This window comes from Halosimplex pelagicum, assembly GCF_013415905.1.
GTDB lineage: Archaea > Halobacteriota > Halobacteria > Halobacteriales > Haloarculaceae > Halosimplex > Halosimplex pelagicum.
Window position 1 is genome coordinate 152,134 of the sequence record NZ_CP058909.1, and the last position, 14,209, is coordinate 166,342.

Below are 14,209 nucleotides of genomic sequence, written 5' to 3' on the forward strand. Positions count from 1 at the left end.
TTTCATTCCCGCCCGCACAGACTGACCCACCAGCCGGCACGGGCGGGGCTTTCACGCTGTCTTCGGTCACGGTGGATCGCTCGCTGGCCGCACCGTATTCTTCGTCTCGTCACCGCGCACCCCGTCGAAAAATCAGAAGCCGTCTCGAAGCGTTACCGACGACGTCGAGCGACGAGCGCGCCCGCCAGCAGCGCGACGAGCGCCGTCGCCGCACCGAAGCCGGGGCCGTCGCCGCTGGTGGTCGTCCCCGCGGGCGATGCCGCGCCGTCCTCGGACTCGGCGGTCGGGGTCGCGGTTCCGTCGGCGTCCATCATCGTCGCCGTCACGGTCCCGTCGCCGTCCATCCCGGCCGTCTCGGTCGCGTCACCGCCCGAGTCGGTCGCCGTCGCGGTCGGCGTCGGCGTCGAACACGTCGCGGGCTGGGGCGTCTCCACGGCCGAGAAGTCGATGGCCTCGTAGGCCTCGGGGTGGAGCGCCTGGGCGATCGTCTTCAGCGCCTCGACGTTCTTCGGGCCGTTCTGGGTCATGAAGTTCCGGTTGACCCGGACGACGTTACCCTCCTGAACCGCGGTCGTCTCGTTGAACGTCGGGGTTTTCGGGACCGAGCCGTACTGGCCGTTCTGGACGATCCACTCGGGGTCTTTCTGGGTGACGATCTCGTTGCTGAGCGAGCCGTACCCGTTGGACGTGTTGATCTCGCCGGCGGCGATGTTGTCGCCGCCCGCCGCGGCGACGATCTGGCCGACGAACGTGTCCTCGCCGGCGGTCCAGCCGCCGCCGAGGTGGAAGAACACGCGGGGGTTGTCCTCACCGCTCACGGCGTCGCGGATCGCCTGCACCTGGCCCTGCATCCGCGCGCTGACCTGTCCGGCCCGGTCGTAGTTACCGGTCAGCTGGCCGTACAGCTCGATCTTGGTGGACACGTCTTCGAGGTCCGACGCCGCCTCGAACTTGTAGACCGTCAGACCGCTGTTTCGCAGCGCCTGGACGGTCTCGTTGGGGACGACGTTGGGCGCGAGCACCAGGTCCGGGTTCGCGCCGACGACCGCCTCGGTGATGATCGACCCGTCGTCGTTGACTACGTCGGTCTTGCCCTCGGTCCCGTTCAGATAGCTCAGATAGTAGTCCTGGGGCATCGCGACCGTCTCCTCGTCCGCGCCGATGCTCCAGAGGATCTGGGCCGCGCTGGGAGCCAGCGCGGCGAGCCGGTCGGGGTTCTCGTCGATCTGTACCTCCGTTCCCGTCGCGTCGGTGACGGTCATCGGATACGTGCAGTGCGTGTCCGCGAGCGCACTCGCGCTCGCCGCACCCGACGCACCCGTCGCCGCGCCGGCGCCGGCCGCGGCGGGCACCGCACCCACCGCAGCGAACACCAGCAGCGCCGCACCGACGACCGCCGTCGCGTCTCTCATGGCGTCTGTGGCTGTGCCCCTTTGCAATAAATATTTACCTACTGCAACCAGACTTGATGTCAGCATGGCAGTCCGGACGAGGGCCGCGGGGTGGTCGACGGGGCTGACCGGCCTGCTGGTGGCCGTCGCGCTCGTCAGCGCCACCGTCGGCCCTGTCAGCGTCCCCCTGCCGACGGTCGCGAGAGCGGCGCTCAACGCCGTCGGCGTCCCGACGGGCGTCTCCGTCGGCAGCGGTACCGTGGCGCTGTTCGGCGCCACCGCCACCGTCCCGATCCCGGACCTCTCCTACACCTACCTGTTCTCGTTCCCGGTCGACGGGACCAGCGAGACGATCGTCCGCCGGATCCGTCTGCCGCGGATCGCGCTGGCGGCGACGGTCGGGTTCGCGCTGGCCGCCGCCGGCACCGTGATGCAGGGCTTCTTCCGCAACCCGATGGCCGACCCGTCGATCATCGGCGTCTCCTCGGGCGCCGCCGTCGGCGCCGTCGCGACCATCGCGCTGTCCTTCTCGGGCCCCTACGCCCTCCAGACGGCCGCGTTCGTGGGGGCGGTCGTCAGCGCGTTCGCCGTCTACCTGATCGCCACCGAGGGCGGGCGGACCCCCACCGCGACGCTGCTGCTGGCCGGCGTCGCGATCCAGACGCTGCTCGGCGCGGTCGTCTCCTACCTGCTGTTGCGGGCCGGCGAGAGCCTCGAACAGGCGCTGTACTGGCTGATGGGCGGGCTGCTCCGCAACGCCGTCTGGACGGACGTGGCGCTCACCGTCCCCGTCGCCGCGCTCTGTTTCGCCGTCCTGCTCGCCTACGGCCGCGACCTCAACGTCCTCCTGCTCGGCGAGGCCGACGCCCACACGCTCGGCATCGAGGTCGAGCGCACCAAGCGGATCCTGCTGGCGGTCTCCAGCGTCGTCACCGCGGCGGCCGTCGCCGTCGCCGGCTCGATCGGGTTCGTCGGCCTCGTCGTCCCCCACGTGATGCGACTGCTCGTCGGCCCGGACCACCGGATCTTGCTGCCGACGAGCGCCGTCGCCGGCGGCGCCTTCCTCGTCGCGACCGACACCGTCGCCCGCTCGGGGGGCGTCGAGGTCCCCGTCGGCATCGTCACCGCCGCCCTGGGCGCGCCCTTCTTCCTCTATCTCCTCCGGACCCGGGAGGTGCATTCGCTGTGACGCCCGACCTGGCGACCGACGCCCTGGACGCGCTCGACGGGCTCGTCGGCGACGGCGACCGCGAGGCCGGCGGGAACGCGGCGACCGGCGCCGACCCGACGGCGACCGCCGACGGCCCCCTGATCGATGTCGAGGACGTGTCGCTGTCCTACGGCGACCTGGCGGTCCTCTCCGAGGTGTCGCTGGCCGTCGAATCGGGGGAGTTCGTCGGCCTCGTCGGCCCGAACGGCGCCGGGAAGACGACGCTGCTGGGGGCGATCAACGGCGTCCTCGAACCCGAGTCGGGCCGGGTCCGCGTCGGCGGGGAGCGGGTCGCGGACCTGTCCTCGCGGGCGGCGAGCCGCCTGGTCGCGACGGTGCCCCAGGACACGACGGTCGCCTTCGACTTCTCGGTCGAGGACATCGTCGAGATGGGGCGAACGCCCTATCACGGCCGGTTCAGCGGCGATCCCGACGGGGCAGCGGCGGTCGACCGGGCGCTCGAACGGACCGGGACCGAGCGATTCCGCGACCGGTCGGTCGCCTCGCTCAGCGGCGGCGAGCGCCAGCGGGTCGTGCTCGCCCGCGCGCTCGCCCAGGAGACGCCGGCGCTCGTCCTCGACGAGCCGACGGCGAGCCTCGACGTGAACCACCAGGTCCGGACGCTCGAACTCGTCGCCGACCTGGTCGACGCCGAGGGGAAGGCGGCGCTGGCGGCGATCCACGACCTGGATCTCGCGGCCCGCTTCTGCGACCGGCTGGCCGTCCTCGCCGACGGCGAACTGCTCGCGGTCGGCCCGCCCGACGAGGTGCTGACCGCCGAGACCGTGGGCGCCGCCTTCGACACCGACGCCGCCGTCCTCCCGAACCCGGTGACGGGGACGCCGGCCGTGACGCCCCTGCCGGACCCGGGCGAGCTGGACCTGCGGGTCCACGTCGTCGGTACCGGTCCGGCGGCCGCACGGGTCGTCTCGACGCTGGTGTCCGCGGGCGCGACGGTGACCGTCGGCGCGCTTCCGGAGGGAGACGTGGCCGCCGAGACGGCCCGGGAACTCGCCGCCGAGGTGGTGACCGCGCCCGCGTTCGGCGGGCTCGACGGCGAGCCCGAGGCGGCCGCTCGCGACCACCTGGCGGCGGCCGACGCGGTCGTCGCCGTCGAGCCGCTCGCCCCCTCGCTCCGGGCGCTCGTCCGCGACCGGGAGCCGGTCGTTCGCGTCGCGGCCGACGACGCCGCGAGCGCGGCGGCCGAACTCGACGGCGGGGGCGCGGACGACCGCGGGCGCGACGGTGACCGTCGGCGCGCTTCCGGCGCGGGACGTGGCGCCGAGCGCGACGCCGCGACGGACGACGCCGCCGCGCGGGCGACGCCGGAGACGGTCGCGCTCGGGGTCCGACGGGCGCTCGACCGGCCGGCCTCGGCCGACGACTGAGGCGAGCCGGACGACGGGTCGAGCGCCGCGGGGACGCTCCCGAGCGCCGGCCGTTCGCGTTCGTCCCGTGGACACAACAGTTATTGGCGGCCGTACAGACTCCCGACTATGGTGGACGTGAACGTGAACAAGCCGACGCTGCTGGTCGCGGGGGGCGGCGCGGTCGCGCTGGTCGTCGTCGCGGTGCTCGTCGGTGCCGCATTGAGCCAGCCGAACGCGCCGGTGACGGGGGACCCTTCGACGGCGACGCCGGTCGACGCGACCGACTTGCCGACGCTGGCGCCGACGACGACGGGGACTGCGGCGGGGACGACAGCCGCGACAAACGGGACGGCGACCGCGACGCAGACGCCGTATCCGACGCTCACGCCGACGCCGACGCCGACACCCACGCCGACCGCGACGCCGGCGCTGACCGACATCCCGGCCGACGCGTTCGACGAACGGGAGATCGAACGCCTGATCGGCGAGTACGTCAACGACCGGCGGGCCAGCGAGGGGCTCGACCCGCTGACCGTCGAGGGCCAGGGGGTCGACCGACTCAGGGCGATGGCCAGGGGCCACAGCGTCCAGATGGCCAACCAGGGCGAATCGATCCACAGGATCGACGGCGTGAGCAGCGCCGGGCGCTACCGCGACCACGAGCTCTACGACCGCTGCAAGTGGTCGTCGCCGGACGGTAACACGCTCCGGACCGCCGACGGCAACGCCCTCGAAGCCGTCGGGCGGACGGTCGCCGGCGAACCCTACCGCACCAACGGCACTCGCCGGTTCAACGGCGACGAGAGCGCCGTGGCTCGTGCGATCGTCGAGTCGTGGTGGAACACGGGGACCTACCCGCCGCGACTGACCTACCCGAACGCCGACGAGGTCGGCGTCGGCGTCGAGATAACCCGCCGCAACGACGTGTTCGTCACCGCCAACGTCTGTTGAGCGGGTTCGAACGCGTTCGGTTTTCGGCCCTCGGGCCATCACCGGTCGGGTCGCGACCGGCGGAGCGCTCCGGAGAGGGGTCGCTCACTCGGAGTGGCGGCTGATCTCGTTGAACGCGGCCTGGAAGTCGTCGAACTCGGCGAGCGCCTCGTCCATCTCGGCCTGGATCGACGCGGCGCGGTCGCGCAGCCGGGCGACCTCGTCGCTGTCGTCGAGTTCGGCGTCGGTCTTCTCGGCCTCCAGGAGGGCGACCTTGGAGGTGACCTCCAGGTACTCGGTGAGTCGGTCGTCGTAGCGGCTGGCGGTGAGCTGCTGTTCGATGGCGGCGACCAGGTCCTCTTTCTGGACGGGCTTGCAGAGGTAGTCGTCGAAGGGCATGTCGACGATGTCGAAGTCCGGGTCGACCGCGGTGATCATGATGACCCGCGTGTCGAGTCCGCGGTCGCGGATCGTCGACAGCACGTCGTCGCCCGACACCTGGGGCATCCGGCGGTCGAGGAGGACCACGTCGACGGCCTCGTCGACCGCTTCGAGCGCCTCCTCTCCCCCGTAGGCCGTCTCCGTGTCGTACTCGTCGCGGAGGCGCAGCGCGTACACGTCGGCGACCTCCGCCTCGTCGTCGACGATGAGGACCCGCGGCTCGGTGCTCGTCTCGTTCACGCCGTGATCTGACGCGGTGATCCTATGTAAGTGCGTGGGTGCCGGCCAACGGTCACCGGTTGTCAGACGGTCTGCGGCCGGTCCGCGAGGGGCGGGTGTCCGCGAGGGGGCGAACGGGTTCGGGACGGCCCCGCGAGCCCGCGGTCGGTCGAACCGGGCCGACCGTCGGCGTCGACTCGGACGAGGCGAGCGCCTCGGTCCGGCCGCCGGTAGGGTGGGCCAAACACAATCCCTTTGCCGGTACCCTCCCAAGACCGGGTAATGTCGAGGTGCGACGAGTGCGGCAAGCAGGAGAACATGCCGTACCAGTGTCGCCACTGCGGCGGCACCTACTGTGCGGAACACCGGCTGCCGGAGAACCACGGCTGCCCGGGGCTGGACAGCTGGGACGACCCCGGCGGCGTCTTCGATAGCGGCTTCGACGACAGCGTCGCCGACGACTCCGACGGCGGCGGCCTGAGCGACCGCCTGGGGATCGACACCGGTCCCGGCGGCCCGCTGGCGTACTTCCGCGGGAACATGACCTACGCCTTCCTCGGGCTGATGTGGGTCACCTTCTTCCTGCAGCTGGTCGTCGAGCTGATCGCGCCGGAGCTCGCCCGGACGATCTTCGTGCTCTCGCCGGCCCACCCCGAGTACGTCTGGACCTGGTTCACCTCTATCTTCGCCCACGGCGGCTTCGGCCACATCGCCGTCAACAGCATCGTGATCTACTTCTTCGGCCGCCTCGTCGAGGACTACGTCGGCTCCCGGGACTTCGCGGTCCTCTTCCTCGGGAGCGGCGCACTCGCCGGCCTCGGCCAGGTCGCCTTCCAGATCTACCAGCTGGGGGGGATCCCGGAGTTCGCCCCCGGCGTCGTCGGCGCCAGCGGCGCCGGCCTCGCCATCATGGCCGTGCTCACCGTCCTCAACCCCAGCCTCCGGGTGTACCTGTACTTCATCCTCCCCGTCCCGCTGTGGCTGCTGACCGTCGGCTACACCGGCTACACCGTCTTCCAGATCCTGTCGACCGGCATCGGCGCCGGCGGCACCGCACAGCTCGCCCACCTCCTCGGCCTCGGGATCGGCCTGCTGTACGGCCAGCACGTCAAGGGTCGCCGCCGGGTCCCCGACCAACTCCAGTTCGGCGCCGGCGGTCGCGGCCCTGGGGGTCCGGGCGGCCCCGGCGGCCGCGGCCCGTTCTGATGCGGACCGACCCGATGGAGGCCCGCTGATGGAGGTGGTCCGCTCCGAGTTCGTCCCCGACGCGTCGCTCTCCCGCGAGGAGATGGAGGACCTCCAGCGGGAGATCGCCGAGACCGCCGTCTTCGCGGACGACCTGCACGTCGACCCCGCCCGGATCTGCGGTGACGGCGACGGCCCCGCGACCGACACCGACCAGACCAGCCTCGACGCGGTCGGAGCGGGCGAGCGAGACGGGACCCCGGCGGACGACCCGCCGCTGGTCGCCGGCGTCGACCAGGCGTTCGTCGACGACCACGCCGTCAGCGCTATCGTCCTCCTGCGGGACGGCGAGGTGGTCGAGCGTGTCCACGCCGTCGAGCCGGCCGAGATCCCCTACATCCCCGGCCTGCTGAGCTTCCGGGAGGGGACGGCGATCCTCGCGGCGTTCGACGCGCTGGAACGGGAGCCCGACATCGCGCTCGTGGACGGGAGCGGCCGCATCCACTTCCGGGAGGCCGGCATCGCGACCCACGTCGGCGTCACGCTCGATCTCCCCACGGTGGGCGTCGCCAAGAATCTGCTCTGTGGCACGCCGCGCGAGTCGCTCGACCGGAAACTCCCCCAGGGCGCCCGCGTCGCCATCGAGGCCGACGCGGACGTGGAGACCGCCGAGCACGGGACCCGCATCGGCGACGCCGTCCAGACCCGGCAGTTCGAGAACTCCGATCGGTACGTCAACCCCCTGATCGTCAGCCCCGGCCACCGCGTGAGCGCCGACACCGCCGCCGACGTGGTCCTGGCCTGCGCCGCCGGCTACAAGCTCCCCGAACCCACGAGGCTGGCCGACCAGTACGCCGACGACGTGAAGAGCGAGGTCCGCGAAGAGCTGGACTGACGCCCCGTCAGTCCCACGCCGCCGTCACTCGGCGTCCAGCGTCGCGACGAGCAGGAACGTCTCCGAGCGGGTCGCACGGAAGTCGACGGCGAAACCGGTCTCTTCGAACGCCGCGGCGGCGTGGTCGGCGTCGTAGCGCTCGGCGACGGGCGGCCCGCGCTCGCCCGGTCCCTCGGCGGTCCAGTCGACGACCACGACGCGGCCGCCCGGTCGGAGGACGCGAGCGAGTTCGCCGACCGTCTCGGCGGGGAGTTCGTGGTAGGTCATCGTCGCGAACGCCCCGTCCAGCGCGTCGTGGTCGAAGGGCAACTCGTCGGCGCCGCTCGTGACGAGTTCGACGTTCTCGGGGACGCCCTTCTCCCGGTAGCGGTCGTGCATCGCTTCCTGCACGTCGAGCGCGTAGACCCGCTCGACGTGCGGTGCCACGTCGTCGGTGAAAAAGCCCGTGCCGCTGCCCACGTCGACGACCGCGTCGTCGGGAGCGGGGTCGAGCGCCCAGAGCAGTTCCTCGGCCGAGCAGCTGCGATAGCGGCGCGCGGCGTCCTCCAGTCGGTCGGCGTCGGCCGCCGGGAAGGTGTGGTGACCCATCGCTTCGAGATAGCGGTCGCCGCGACAAATAGCTCGCGACCCCCACCCTTATCCGGGACTCCGGCGAAGCCGCAGGCATGGCCGACCTTCTCGTCTACGGTTCGTACGGCTACACCGGGCGACTCGTCGTCGACGAGGCGACCGACCGCGGGCTCGACGTGGTCGTCGCCGGCCGCGACCGCAACGCCGTCGAGAACCAGGCGATCCGGCGGGGCTGCGAGGAGCGCGTGTTCGGGCTCGACGAGCCGCAACTGCTCGACACTGCGCTCGAGGAGGTCGAGGCGGTCGTCCACTGCGCCGGGCCGTTCGCCGCGACGGCCGAGCCGATGGTCGAGGGCTGTCTCCGCACCGGGACCCACTACCTCGACATCACGGGCGAGATCGAGGTGTTCGAGCGGTTGGCCGCCGAGGACGGGCGAGCCGACGACGCGGGAATCACGGTTCTGCCGGGCGTCGGCTTCGACGTGGTCCCGACGGACTGCCTGGCCGCTCACCTCGCCGAGCGACTCCCCGACGCCGACCGCCTTTCGCTCGGGTTCGAGGCGTCGGGCGGGATCTCACCGGGCACCGCGAAGACGGCCGTCCGCGGGCTCGGTGGGGGCGGCGCCGTCCGGCGCGACGGGCGCATCGAATCGGTGCCCATGGGCGGGGACACCCGCCGGATCGACTTCGGCCGGGGCGAGCGGACCGCGATGGCGATCCCCTGGGGCGACGTGTCGACGGCGTACCACACGACCGGGATCGGCGACGTGGCGGTCTACACCGCCGTCCCGTCGTGGGCGCCGCGCGCGGCCCGCATCGCCGGACTCGTCGGCCCGCTCGCCGGGTCCGGCCCGGTCCAGTCGCTGCTCGAACGGCTGGTCGACGCCCGCGTCGACGGCCCCGACGAGCGCACGCGCCGCGAGGGCGAGAGCTACGTCTGGGGCGAGGTCGAGACCGACGACGGCGAGCGGGCGGTCTCCCGGCTCGTCGCGCCCGAGACCTACCGGCTGACGAAACTGACGGCCGTCGAGATCGCCGAACGGGTCGCCGGCGGCGAGGCGCCGACCGGGTTCCACACCCCCGCCGGCGCCTTCGGCCCGGACCTGATCCTCGATATCGAGGGCGTCGAGCGGACCGACGAACCCGTCGAGCAGCGGGCGTAGCCGGCCGACTACTCGACGAAGCCGTCGCGGTCGCCGCCGCCGTCGTTCGGTCCCCCGTTCTCGCCGCCGTAGTGCTCGCGCTCGACGCGCTCGTCGAACAGCCGGGAGAGCAGCCGGGTCATCGGGCCGACGCTCACGTCGATGCCGTCGACGCTCGTGACCGGCCGGACCTCCCAGGTGGAGTTGGTGAGAAAGACCTCGTCGGCCTCGCGCAGGTCGTCGAGCGTGTACCGGCTCGTCCGCACCGAGAACCCCTCCGATTCGGCCAGTTCCATCACGACCGACCGGGTCACGCCGGGGAGGATCGGCAGGGCTTCGCTTGGGGTCTTCAGCGTCCCGCCGTCGACGAAGAAGACGTTGCTCGTCGCGCCCTCGGCGAGGTAGTCGTCGGTCGTCCGCATCACGGCCTCGTTGGCGGCGAACTCGTCGGTGGCCGCGCGTCGGAGTTCGAGGCGAGCGAGGATCCCCGGGAGGTAGTTGTGCGTCTTGGCGTCGGCCGGCAGCGACTCGGTGGGCGGCCGCCGGGTTCGGACGGTCTGGACCGTCGCCGGGCTGTCCCAGACCGGGTCGCCGTCGACGCCGCCGCGGTCGAGCGGCGCGACGTAGACGACGACCGTCGGCTCGACCTCGGGGTCGGGTGTGAGCTTCCCCGGCTGGACGCCCCTCGTCACCGACACCTTGCAGTACGCTTCTTCGAGGTCGTTGGCGGCCAGCGTCGCGTCGACCCGCTCGCGCAGGTCCTCGGGGACGGCGTCGGCGAAGCCCAGCGTCTCGGCGGTCCGCTGGAGTCGGTCGCGGTGGGCCGCCCACTCGAAGGGGTCGCCGCCGTACACGCGCAGGGTCTCGAAGGCGCCGTCGCCGTACATGAACCCCCGGTCGCGGACGGGGACGGTCGCCTCGTCGGCGGGGACGAGGTCGCCGTTCACGTGGTAGGTCACCCCGTCTTCCGAGACCTCGTCGCTCACAGCGACCCCTCCAGGGCCATCCGGCAGAACGTCTCGACCATCTGCTTGCCGTGTTCGGTGAGGATGCTCTCGGGGTGGAACTGGACGCCGACGTGGGGCCGTTCGCGGTGGCGCACGCCCATGAGGACGCCCGCCTCGTCGTCGGTGTGGGCGGTCTCGACCAGGGAGTCGGGCAGGTCCCCTCGCTCGACGGCCAGCGAGTGATAGCGGCCGACCTCGAAGCGGCCGGGGAGCGCCCGGAAGACGCCGCGGCCGTCGTGGCCGATCGTCGAGGGCTTGCCGTGGACGACCGCCTCGGCGCGGCCGACGGGCGCGCCAGCGACCGCACACAGCGCCTGGTGACCCAGACAGACGCCGAGCGTCGGATACGACAGCTCGCGGAATATCGGCATCGAGACGCCCGCCTCCCGCGGGGTGCCGGGCCCGGGAGACACGACGACCGCGTCGGGGTCTATCTCGCGGACCCCCGCCACGTCGACTGCGTCGTTGCGCCGGACGACCACCTCGCCGTCGGCGACCTCGGGGAGCCAGTCGGTCGTCGTGACGACCTCTCCCACGTACTGGACGAGGTTGTAGGCGAACGAGTCGTAGTTGTCGACCACGAGGACGGTCACCTCCGACCGGCGGTCGACCGCCGTGGCGTCGGCGGCGAGGCAGTCGTCCTCGGCGCCAGAGCCGGTGTCGGGGTCGGCGGACGGGACGCTCCCGACGCCGGGCGCCGAGGGCTCAGTCATGGTCCTCCACCGTGAAGGCGGCGCGGTCGCCCAGAGCCTCGTCGACGGCGGTCACGAGCGCGCGACCCTTGTCCAGGGTCTCCTCGAACTCCCGGTCGGGCACCGAGTCGTGGACGATCCCCGCCCCCACGCGGAGGTGGTACTCCTCGCCGTAGCGCACCAGGGTCCGGATCACGATGTTCAGCGTCGCGCGGCCGTCGAACCCGAAGATGCCGATAGAGCCCGTGTAGGGCCCCCGCCGCGTCGATTCGACCGCGTCGATGATCTCCATGGTCCGGGGCTTGGGCGCGCCGGTGATGGTGCCGCCGGGGAAGACGGCCGCGACGGCGTCGCCCAGGTCGCGTTCGGGACGCAGGCGCCCCTCGACGAGCGAGACGAGGTGCATCACCTCCGAGTAGCGGTCGACGCGGCGGTACTCGCTGACCTCGACGGAGCCGTACTCGCTGACCTTCCCCAGGTCGTTGCGCTCCAGATCGACCAGCATCGCGTGCTCGGCGCGCTCCTTCTCGTCGCTCGTCAGGTCCTCGGCGAGGAACTCGTCTTCCTCGTCGGTCTCGCCGCGCGGCCGCGTCCCGGCGATGGGCTCCGTGAGCAGTCGCTCGCCGTCGCGCTCCAGCAGGAGTTCGGGGCTCGCGCTCACCAGGTCGACCCCTTGAAACTCCAGCAGCGCCGAGTAGGGCGCCGGGTTCACGGTCCGCAGCGCGTCGAAGGCGGCGACCGGGTGGACCGCTGCGGGTGCGGTGAGCCGCTGGGAGACGTTCGCCTGGAACGTGTCGCCGTCGCGAATGTACTCCTTGACCCGGCGCACGCGGTCGGCGAATGCCGCCCGGCCGCAGTCGCTCTCGAAGCGGGCCTCGTCGGTCTCGACCGGCGGGGCCCCGACCTCCGGGTCGCCCTCGACCGCGGCGCGAGCGAGTTCGAGCGCCCGTTCGCGGCCGCGGTCGTAGGCGTCGGCGACCGTTCCGGTTGTTCCGTCGCCGTCGTCACCGCCGGCCGCGTCGCCGCCCCCGCCACCGACCCGCGGGCAGGCGGTGATACGCAGCGTCGTGTCGTCGCCCTCGCGTGGCTCCTCCCACGCCGCGACCCGGTCGTAGACGCCCAGCTGGAGGCGCGGCAGTTCGCGGTCGCGGTCGGCGGACTCGGGCAGCGCCTCCAGCTCGCGGGCGATGTCGTAGGAGAGCCAGCCGACGGCGCCGCAGGGGTAGGGCACGTCGCAGTCGCCGCGGACCAGCGACTCGGCGTCGAGTCGCTCGACCAGGGCGTCGACGCTCGGCGACTCGCCGACGGGGGCGCCGGCCGCCTCGTCGGCGGCGACGGCGAGGCGGTCGATCGGGTCGACGCCGAAGTAGCCCCAGCCGGACTGGCCGCCGGTGGTTTCGAGGTGGAACCCGCCGGGGCCCTCGCGGGCGCGGCGGTAGGCGTCGAACGGGTCGGCGACGGGCACCCGGACCTCGACGGGGACGCGGGCGCCGGCCGGCGCGTCGGCGGCGGCCCGGTCGAAGGCGCTCCGGTCGGTCGCGACCCTGGGCGTCGTCATTACGTCGGGACAGGCGCGGGGAGGGTAACCGGTTTTCGGTCCCCGCAAGGGGGACGGTCAGTAGAGTTTCGCCTGTTCGACCCAGTTCTCGACGCGCGACTCGGCGATGTCCGTCTCGTCGGCCAGCGCCGCGGCGTCGGACTCGGCGAGCCCCGCGACGCCGTCGACGCCCGCCTCGCGCAGGCGCTCGGCGTAGGTCGGTCCGATCCCCTTGATGTCTTCCAGCTCCGCGTCGGGCGCCGGGTCCGTCGGCGCGCCGTCCGACGAGTCGTCGGTCTCGGCGTCGGCAGCCCCCGAGTCGTCGGTCTCGGCGTCGGCAGCCCCCGAGTCGTCGGTCTCGGCGTCTCCCGTCACCTCGGCCGCTTCGTCGGCCGTCGCCTCGGCCCCGCTCTCGTCGACCCCCGCGTCGGCTTCGACCCCGGTGTCGTCTTCGACCTCGTCGGTCGAATCGGTCGGTTCGGTCGCGGTCGTCGACCCGCTCTCGGTCGCGGTGTCGGTGCCCTTGACCGCGTCTTCGTTGGCGGTCGCGGGTTCGTGTTCGACGGTCACGTCGACGCCGTCGCCGGACGCGCCGTCGCCGGCCGCCCCCGGATCGTCGCCCGGGGACGGGCCGTCAGTGGAGGACGCCGCGGGCTGAGAAGTCGAAGAGGACGCGCCCAGCCCGAGTGCAGACTTGATACGCTCGATGAGCCCCATAGGGAGCAATAGCGGACCCCATCACTTAACGTCTTTCTGCGCTCCCCACGACGACGAGAGCGGTCGTTCTCGCCGCCGGCTCAGAGCCGCTCGCGGAGCGCCTCGTTCATCGCGTCGACCGGCGCCTCGCGGTCGGTCCAGCGCTCGAACGCCGCGACGCCCTGGTAGAGCAGCATCCACGCGCCGTCGACGGTCGTCGCGCCCGCGTCGGCGGCGTCGCGCAGGAGGCGCGTCTCCAGAGGCCGATACACCGCGTCGAGCACGCCCAGGTCGCCGTGGAGCGCGTCGGCGGGAACCGGCGTCTCCTCGGACTCCATCCCGACGCTGGTCGCGTTGACCAGCACGTCCGCGTCGGCCAGCAACTCGGGCAGGGCGTCGAGTCCGTGGCCCGTCGCGTCGGCGCCGTCCGTGGTTGCCGCGACTTCGTCGGCGAGGCCGTCGGCTTTCGACGCCGTGCGGTTGGCGACCCGGACGGTCATCCCCTCGTCGGCGAGGCCGAACGCGACCGCGCGACCGGCGCCGCCGGCGCCGACGACGACCGCCGTCCCCGACAGCGTCACGTCGTGGGCGCGGAGCGCTCGCGTGGCGCCGACGGCGTCGGTGTTGTGTCCCGTCGGCCGCTCCCCCGAGAAGTCGACCGTGTTGACCGCGCCGATGCGGCGGGCGAGCGGGTCCGGCTCGACGGCAACCAGAGCGTCCTGTTTGAACGGGATCGTGACGTTCAGCCCGGCGACGCCCAGGTCCGCGGCACCCTCGACCGCCGCGGCGGCGCCCTCGACCGGCGGTTCGAACGTGACGTAGCGGGCGTCGACGCCGAGCGCCTCGTAGCCCGCCTCGTGCATCGGTGGCGACAGCGAGTGGCCGACCGGGTTGCCGATGAGTCCGTAAACGTCCATATCGGCC

Annotated in this window: 14 protein-coding genes; 6 read left to right on the plus strand and 8 right to left on the minus strand. The window is 72.5% G+C overall.

Annotated features, from left to right (window positions below; all coding sequences use genetic code 11):
* Window positions 1–152: 152 nt before the first annotated feature.
* Window positions 153–1,412: a PGF-CTERM-anchored ABC transporter substrate-binding protein gene (locus tag HZS54_RS00895; RefSeq protein ID WP_179920098.1), complete on the minus strand. Its 1,260-nt coding sequence runs from the start codon at window positions 1,410–1,412 to the stop codon at window positions 153–155.
* Between the two features lie 64 nt (window positions 1,413–1,476).
* On the opposite strand from HZS54_RS00895, the gene btuC reads away from it, so the two are divergent.
* The 3 genes from btuC (at window position 1,477) to HZS54_RS00910 (ending at window position 4,922) form a co-directional block, all read left to right on the plus strand.
* A complete protein-coding gene (gene btuC, locus HZS54_RS00900) occupies window positions 1,477–2,580 on the plus strand; it encodes a vitamin B12 ABC transporter permease BtuC (RefSeq protein ID WP_179920099.1) in 1,104 nt (367 codons plus the stop codon).
* Window positions 2,577–3,989 (plus strand): ATP-binding cassette domain-containing protein, encoded by a 1,413-nt coding sequence (locus tag HZS54_RS00905; RefSeq protein ID WP_179920100.1) that lies wholly within the window; start codon window positions 2,577–2,579, stop codon window positions 3,987–3,989. The genes btuC and HZS54_RS00905 overlap by 4 nt, the downstream gene beginning before the upstream one ends.
* Before the next feature lie 108 nt (window positions 3,990–4,097).
* Window positions 4,098–4,922: a CAP domain-containing protein gene (locus HZS54_RS00910; RefSeq protein WP_179920101.1), complete on the plus strand. Its 825-nt coding sequence runs from the start codon at window positions 4,098–4,100 to the stop codon at window positions 4,920–4,922.
* Between the two features lie 84 nt (window positions 4,923–5,006).
* Here HZS54_RS00910 and HZS54_RS00915 read toward each other — a convergent pair whose 3' ends face one another.
* Window positions 5,007–5,582, minus strand: a complete 576-nt coding sequence (locus HZS54_RS00915; protein ID WP_179920102.1) for a response regulator — start codon at window positions 5,580–5,582, stop codon at window positions 5,007–5,009.
* Between the two features lie 261 nt (window positions 5,583–5,843).
* Between HZS54_RS00915 and HZS54_RS00920 the strand changes: the two genes are divergently transcribed.
* Both HZS54_RS00920 and HZS54_RS00925 read left to right on the plus strand, forming a co-directional pair.
* On the plus strand, window positions 5,844–6,767 hold the full coding sequence (locus HZS54_RS00920) for a rhomboid family intramembrane serine protease (protein WP_179920103.1): 924 nt from the start codon (window positions 5,844–5,846) through the stop codon (window positions 6,765–6,767).
* A gap of 28 nt (window positions 6,768–6,795) precedes the next feature.
* Window positions 6,796–7,641, plus strand: a complete 846-nt coding sequence (locus HZS54_RS00925) for an endonuclease V (RefSeq protein WP_179920104.1) — start codon at window positions 6,796–6,798, stop codon at window positions 7,639–7,641.
* 24 nt (window positions 7,642–7,665) lie between these two features.
* On the opposite strand, the gene HZS54_RS00930 is transcribed toward HZS54_RS00925, so the two are convergent.
* The gene (locus HZS54_RS00930) at window positions 7,666–8,229 is read right to left on the minus strand and encodes a class I SAM-dependent methyltransferase (protein WP_179920105.1); all 564 of its coding nucleotides are present in this window, start codon (window positions 8,227–8,229) and stop codon (window positions 7,666–7,668) included.
* A 77-nt stretch (window positions 8,230–8,306) separates the two neighbouring features.
* Here HZS54_RS00930 and HZS54_RS00935 point away from each other — a divergent pair, with 77 nt between their 5' ends.
* Window positions 8,307–9,374, plus strand: a complete 1,068-nt coding sequence (locus tag HZS54_RS00935; RefSeq protein WP_179920106.1) for a saccharopine dehydrogenase family protein — start codon at window positions 8,307–8,309, stop codon at window positions 9,372–9,374.
* Between the two features lie 8 nt (window positions 9,375–9,382).
* Here HZS54_RS00935 and HZS54_RS00940 read toward each other — a convergent pair whose 3' ends face one another.
* From HZS54_RS00940 to HZS54_RS00960, 5 genes are all read right to left on the minus strand, one after another.
* Window positions 9,383–10,312, minus strand: coding sequence for an aminotransferase class IV (locus tag HZS54_RS00940; RefSeq protein ID WP_179922901.1), 930 nt, complete (start codon window positions 10,310–10,312; stop codon window positions 9,383–9,385).
* A 23-nt stretch (window positions 10,313–10,335) separates the two neighbouring features.
* Window positions 10,336–11,073, minus strand: coding sequence for an anthranilate synthase component II (locus HZS54_RS00945; RefSeq protein ID WP_246391746.1), 738 nt, complete (start codon window positions 11,071–11,073; stop codon window positions 10,336–10,338).
* The gene (locus tag HZS54_RS00950; protein ID WP_179920107.1) at window positions 11,066–12,610 is read right to left on the minus strand and encodes an anthranilate synthase component I family protein; all 1,545 of its coding nucleotides are present in this window, start codon (window positions 12,608–12,610) and stop codon (window positions 11,066–11,068) included. Before HZS54_RS00950 ends, HZS54_RS00945 begins: the two co-directional genes overlap by 8 nt.
* Before the next feature lie 57 nt (window positions 12,611–12,667).
* Window positions 12,668–13,306, minus strand: coding sequence for a helix-hairpin-helix domain-containing protein (locus HZS54_RS00955; RefSeq protein ID WP_179920108.1), 639 nt, complete (start codon window positions 13,304–13,306; stop codon window positions 12,668–12,670).
* 80 nt (window positions 13,307–13,386) lie between these two features.
* A complete protein-coding gene (locus HZS54_RS00960) occupies window positions 13,387–14,202 on the minus strand; it encodes a shikimate dehydrogenase (protein ID WP_179920109.1) in 816 nt (271 codons plus the stop codon).
* Window positions 14,203–14,209: the final 7 nt, after the last annotated feature.

What these genes read in the sequence shown, in the direction of transcription:
- HZS54_RS00945 (WP_246391746.1), bottom strand. Translation starts at nt 11,073, where the DNA reads ATGACTGAGCCCTCGGCGCCCGGCGTCGGGAGCGTCCCGTCCGCCGAC.
- HZS54_RS00930 (WP_179920105.1), bottom strand. Translation starts at nt 8,229, where the DNA reads ATGGGTCACCACACCTTCCCGGCGGCCGACGCCGACCGACTGGAGGAC.
- HZS54_RS00910 (WP_179920101.1), top strand. Translation starts at nt 4,098, where the DNA reads ATGGTGGACGTGAACGTGAACAAGCCGACGCTGCTGGTCGCGGGGGGC.
- HZS54_RS00935 (WP_179920106.1), top strand. Translation starts at nt 8,307, where the DNA reads ATGGCCGACCTTCTCGTCTACGGTTCGTACGGCTACACCGGGCGACTC.
- HZS54_RS00925 (WP_179920104.1), top strand. Translation starts at nt 6,796, where the DNA reads ATGGAGGTGGTCCGCTCCGAGTTCGTCCCCGACGCGTCGCTCTCCCGC.
- HZS54_RS00960 (WP_179920109.1), bottom strand. Translation starts at nt 14,202, where the DNA reads ATGGACGTTTACGGACTCATCGGCAACCCGGTCGGCCACTCGCTGTCG.
- HZS54_RS00955 (WP_179920108.1), bottom strand. Translation starts at nt 13,306, where the DNA reads ATGGGGCTCATCGAGCGTATCAAGTCTGCACTCGGGCTGGGCGCGTCC.
- btuC (WP_179920099.1), top strand. Translation starts at nt 1,477, where the DNA reads ATGGCAGTCCGGACGAGGGCCGCGGGGTGGTCGACGGGGCTGACCGGC.
- HZS54_RS00920 (WP_179920103.1), top strand. Translation starts at nt 5,844, where the DNA reads ATGTCGAGGTGCGACGAGTGCGGCAAGCAGGAGAACATGCCGTACCAG.
- HZS54_RS00895 (WP_179920098.1), bottom strand. Translation starts at nt 1,412, where the DNA reads ATGAGAGACGCGACGGCGGTCGTCGGTGCGGCGCTGCTGGTGTTCGCT.
- HZS54_RS00950 (WP_179920107.1), bottom strand. Translation starts at nt 12,610, where the DNA reads ATGACGACGCCCAGGGTCGCGACCGACCGGAGCGCCTTCGACCGGGCC.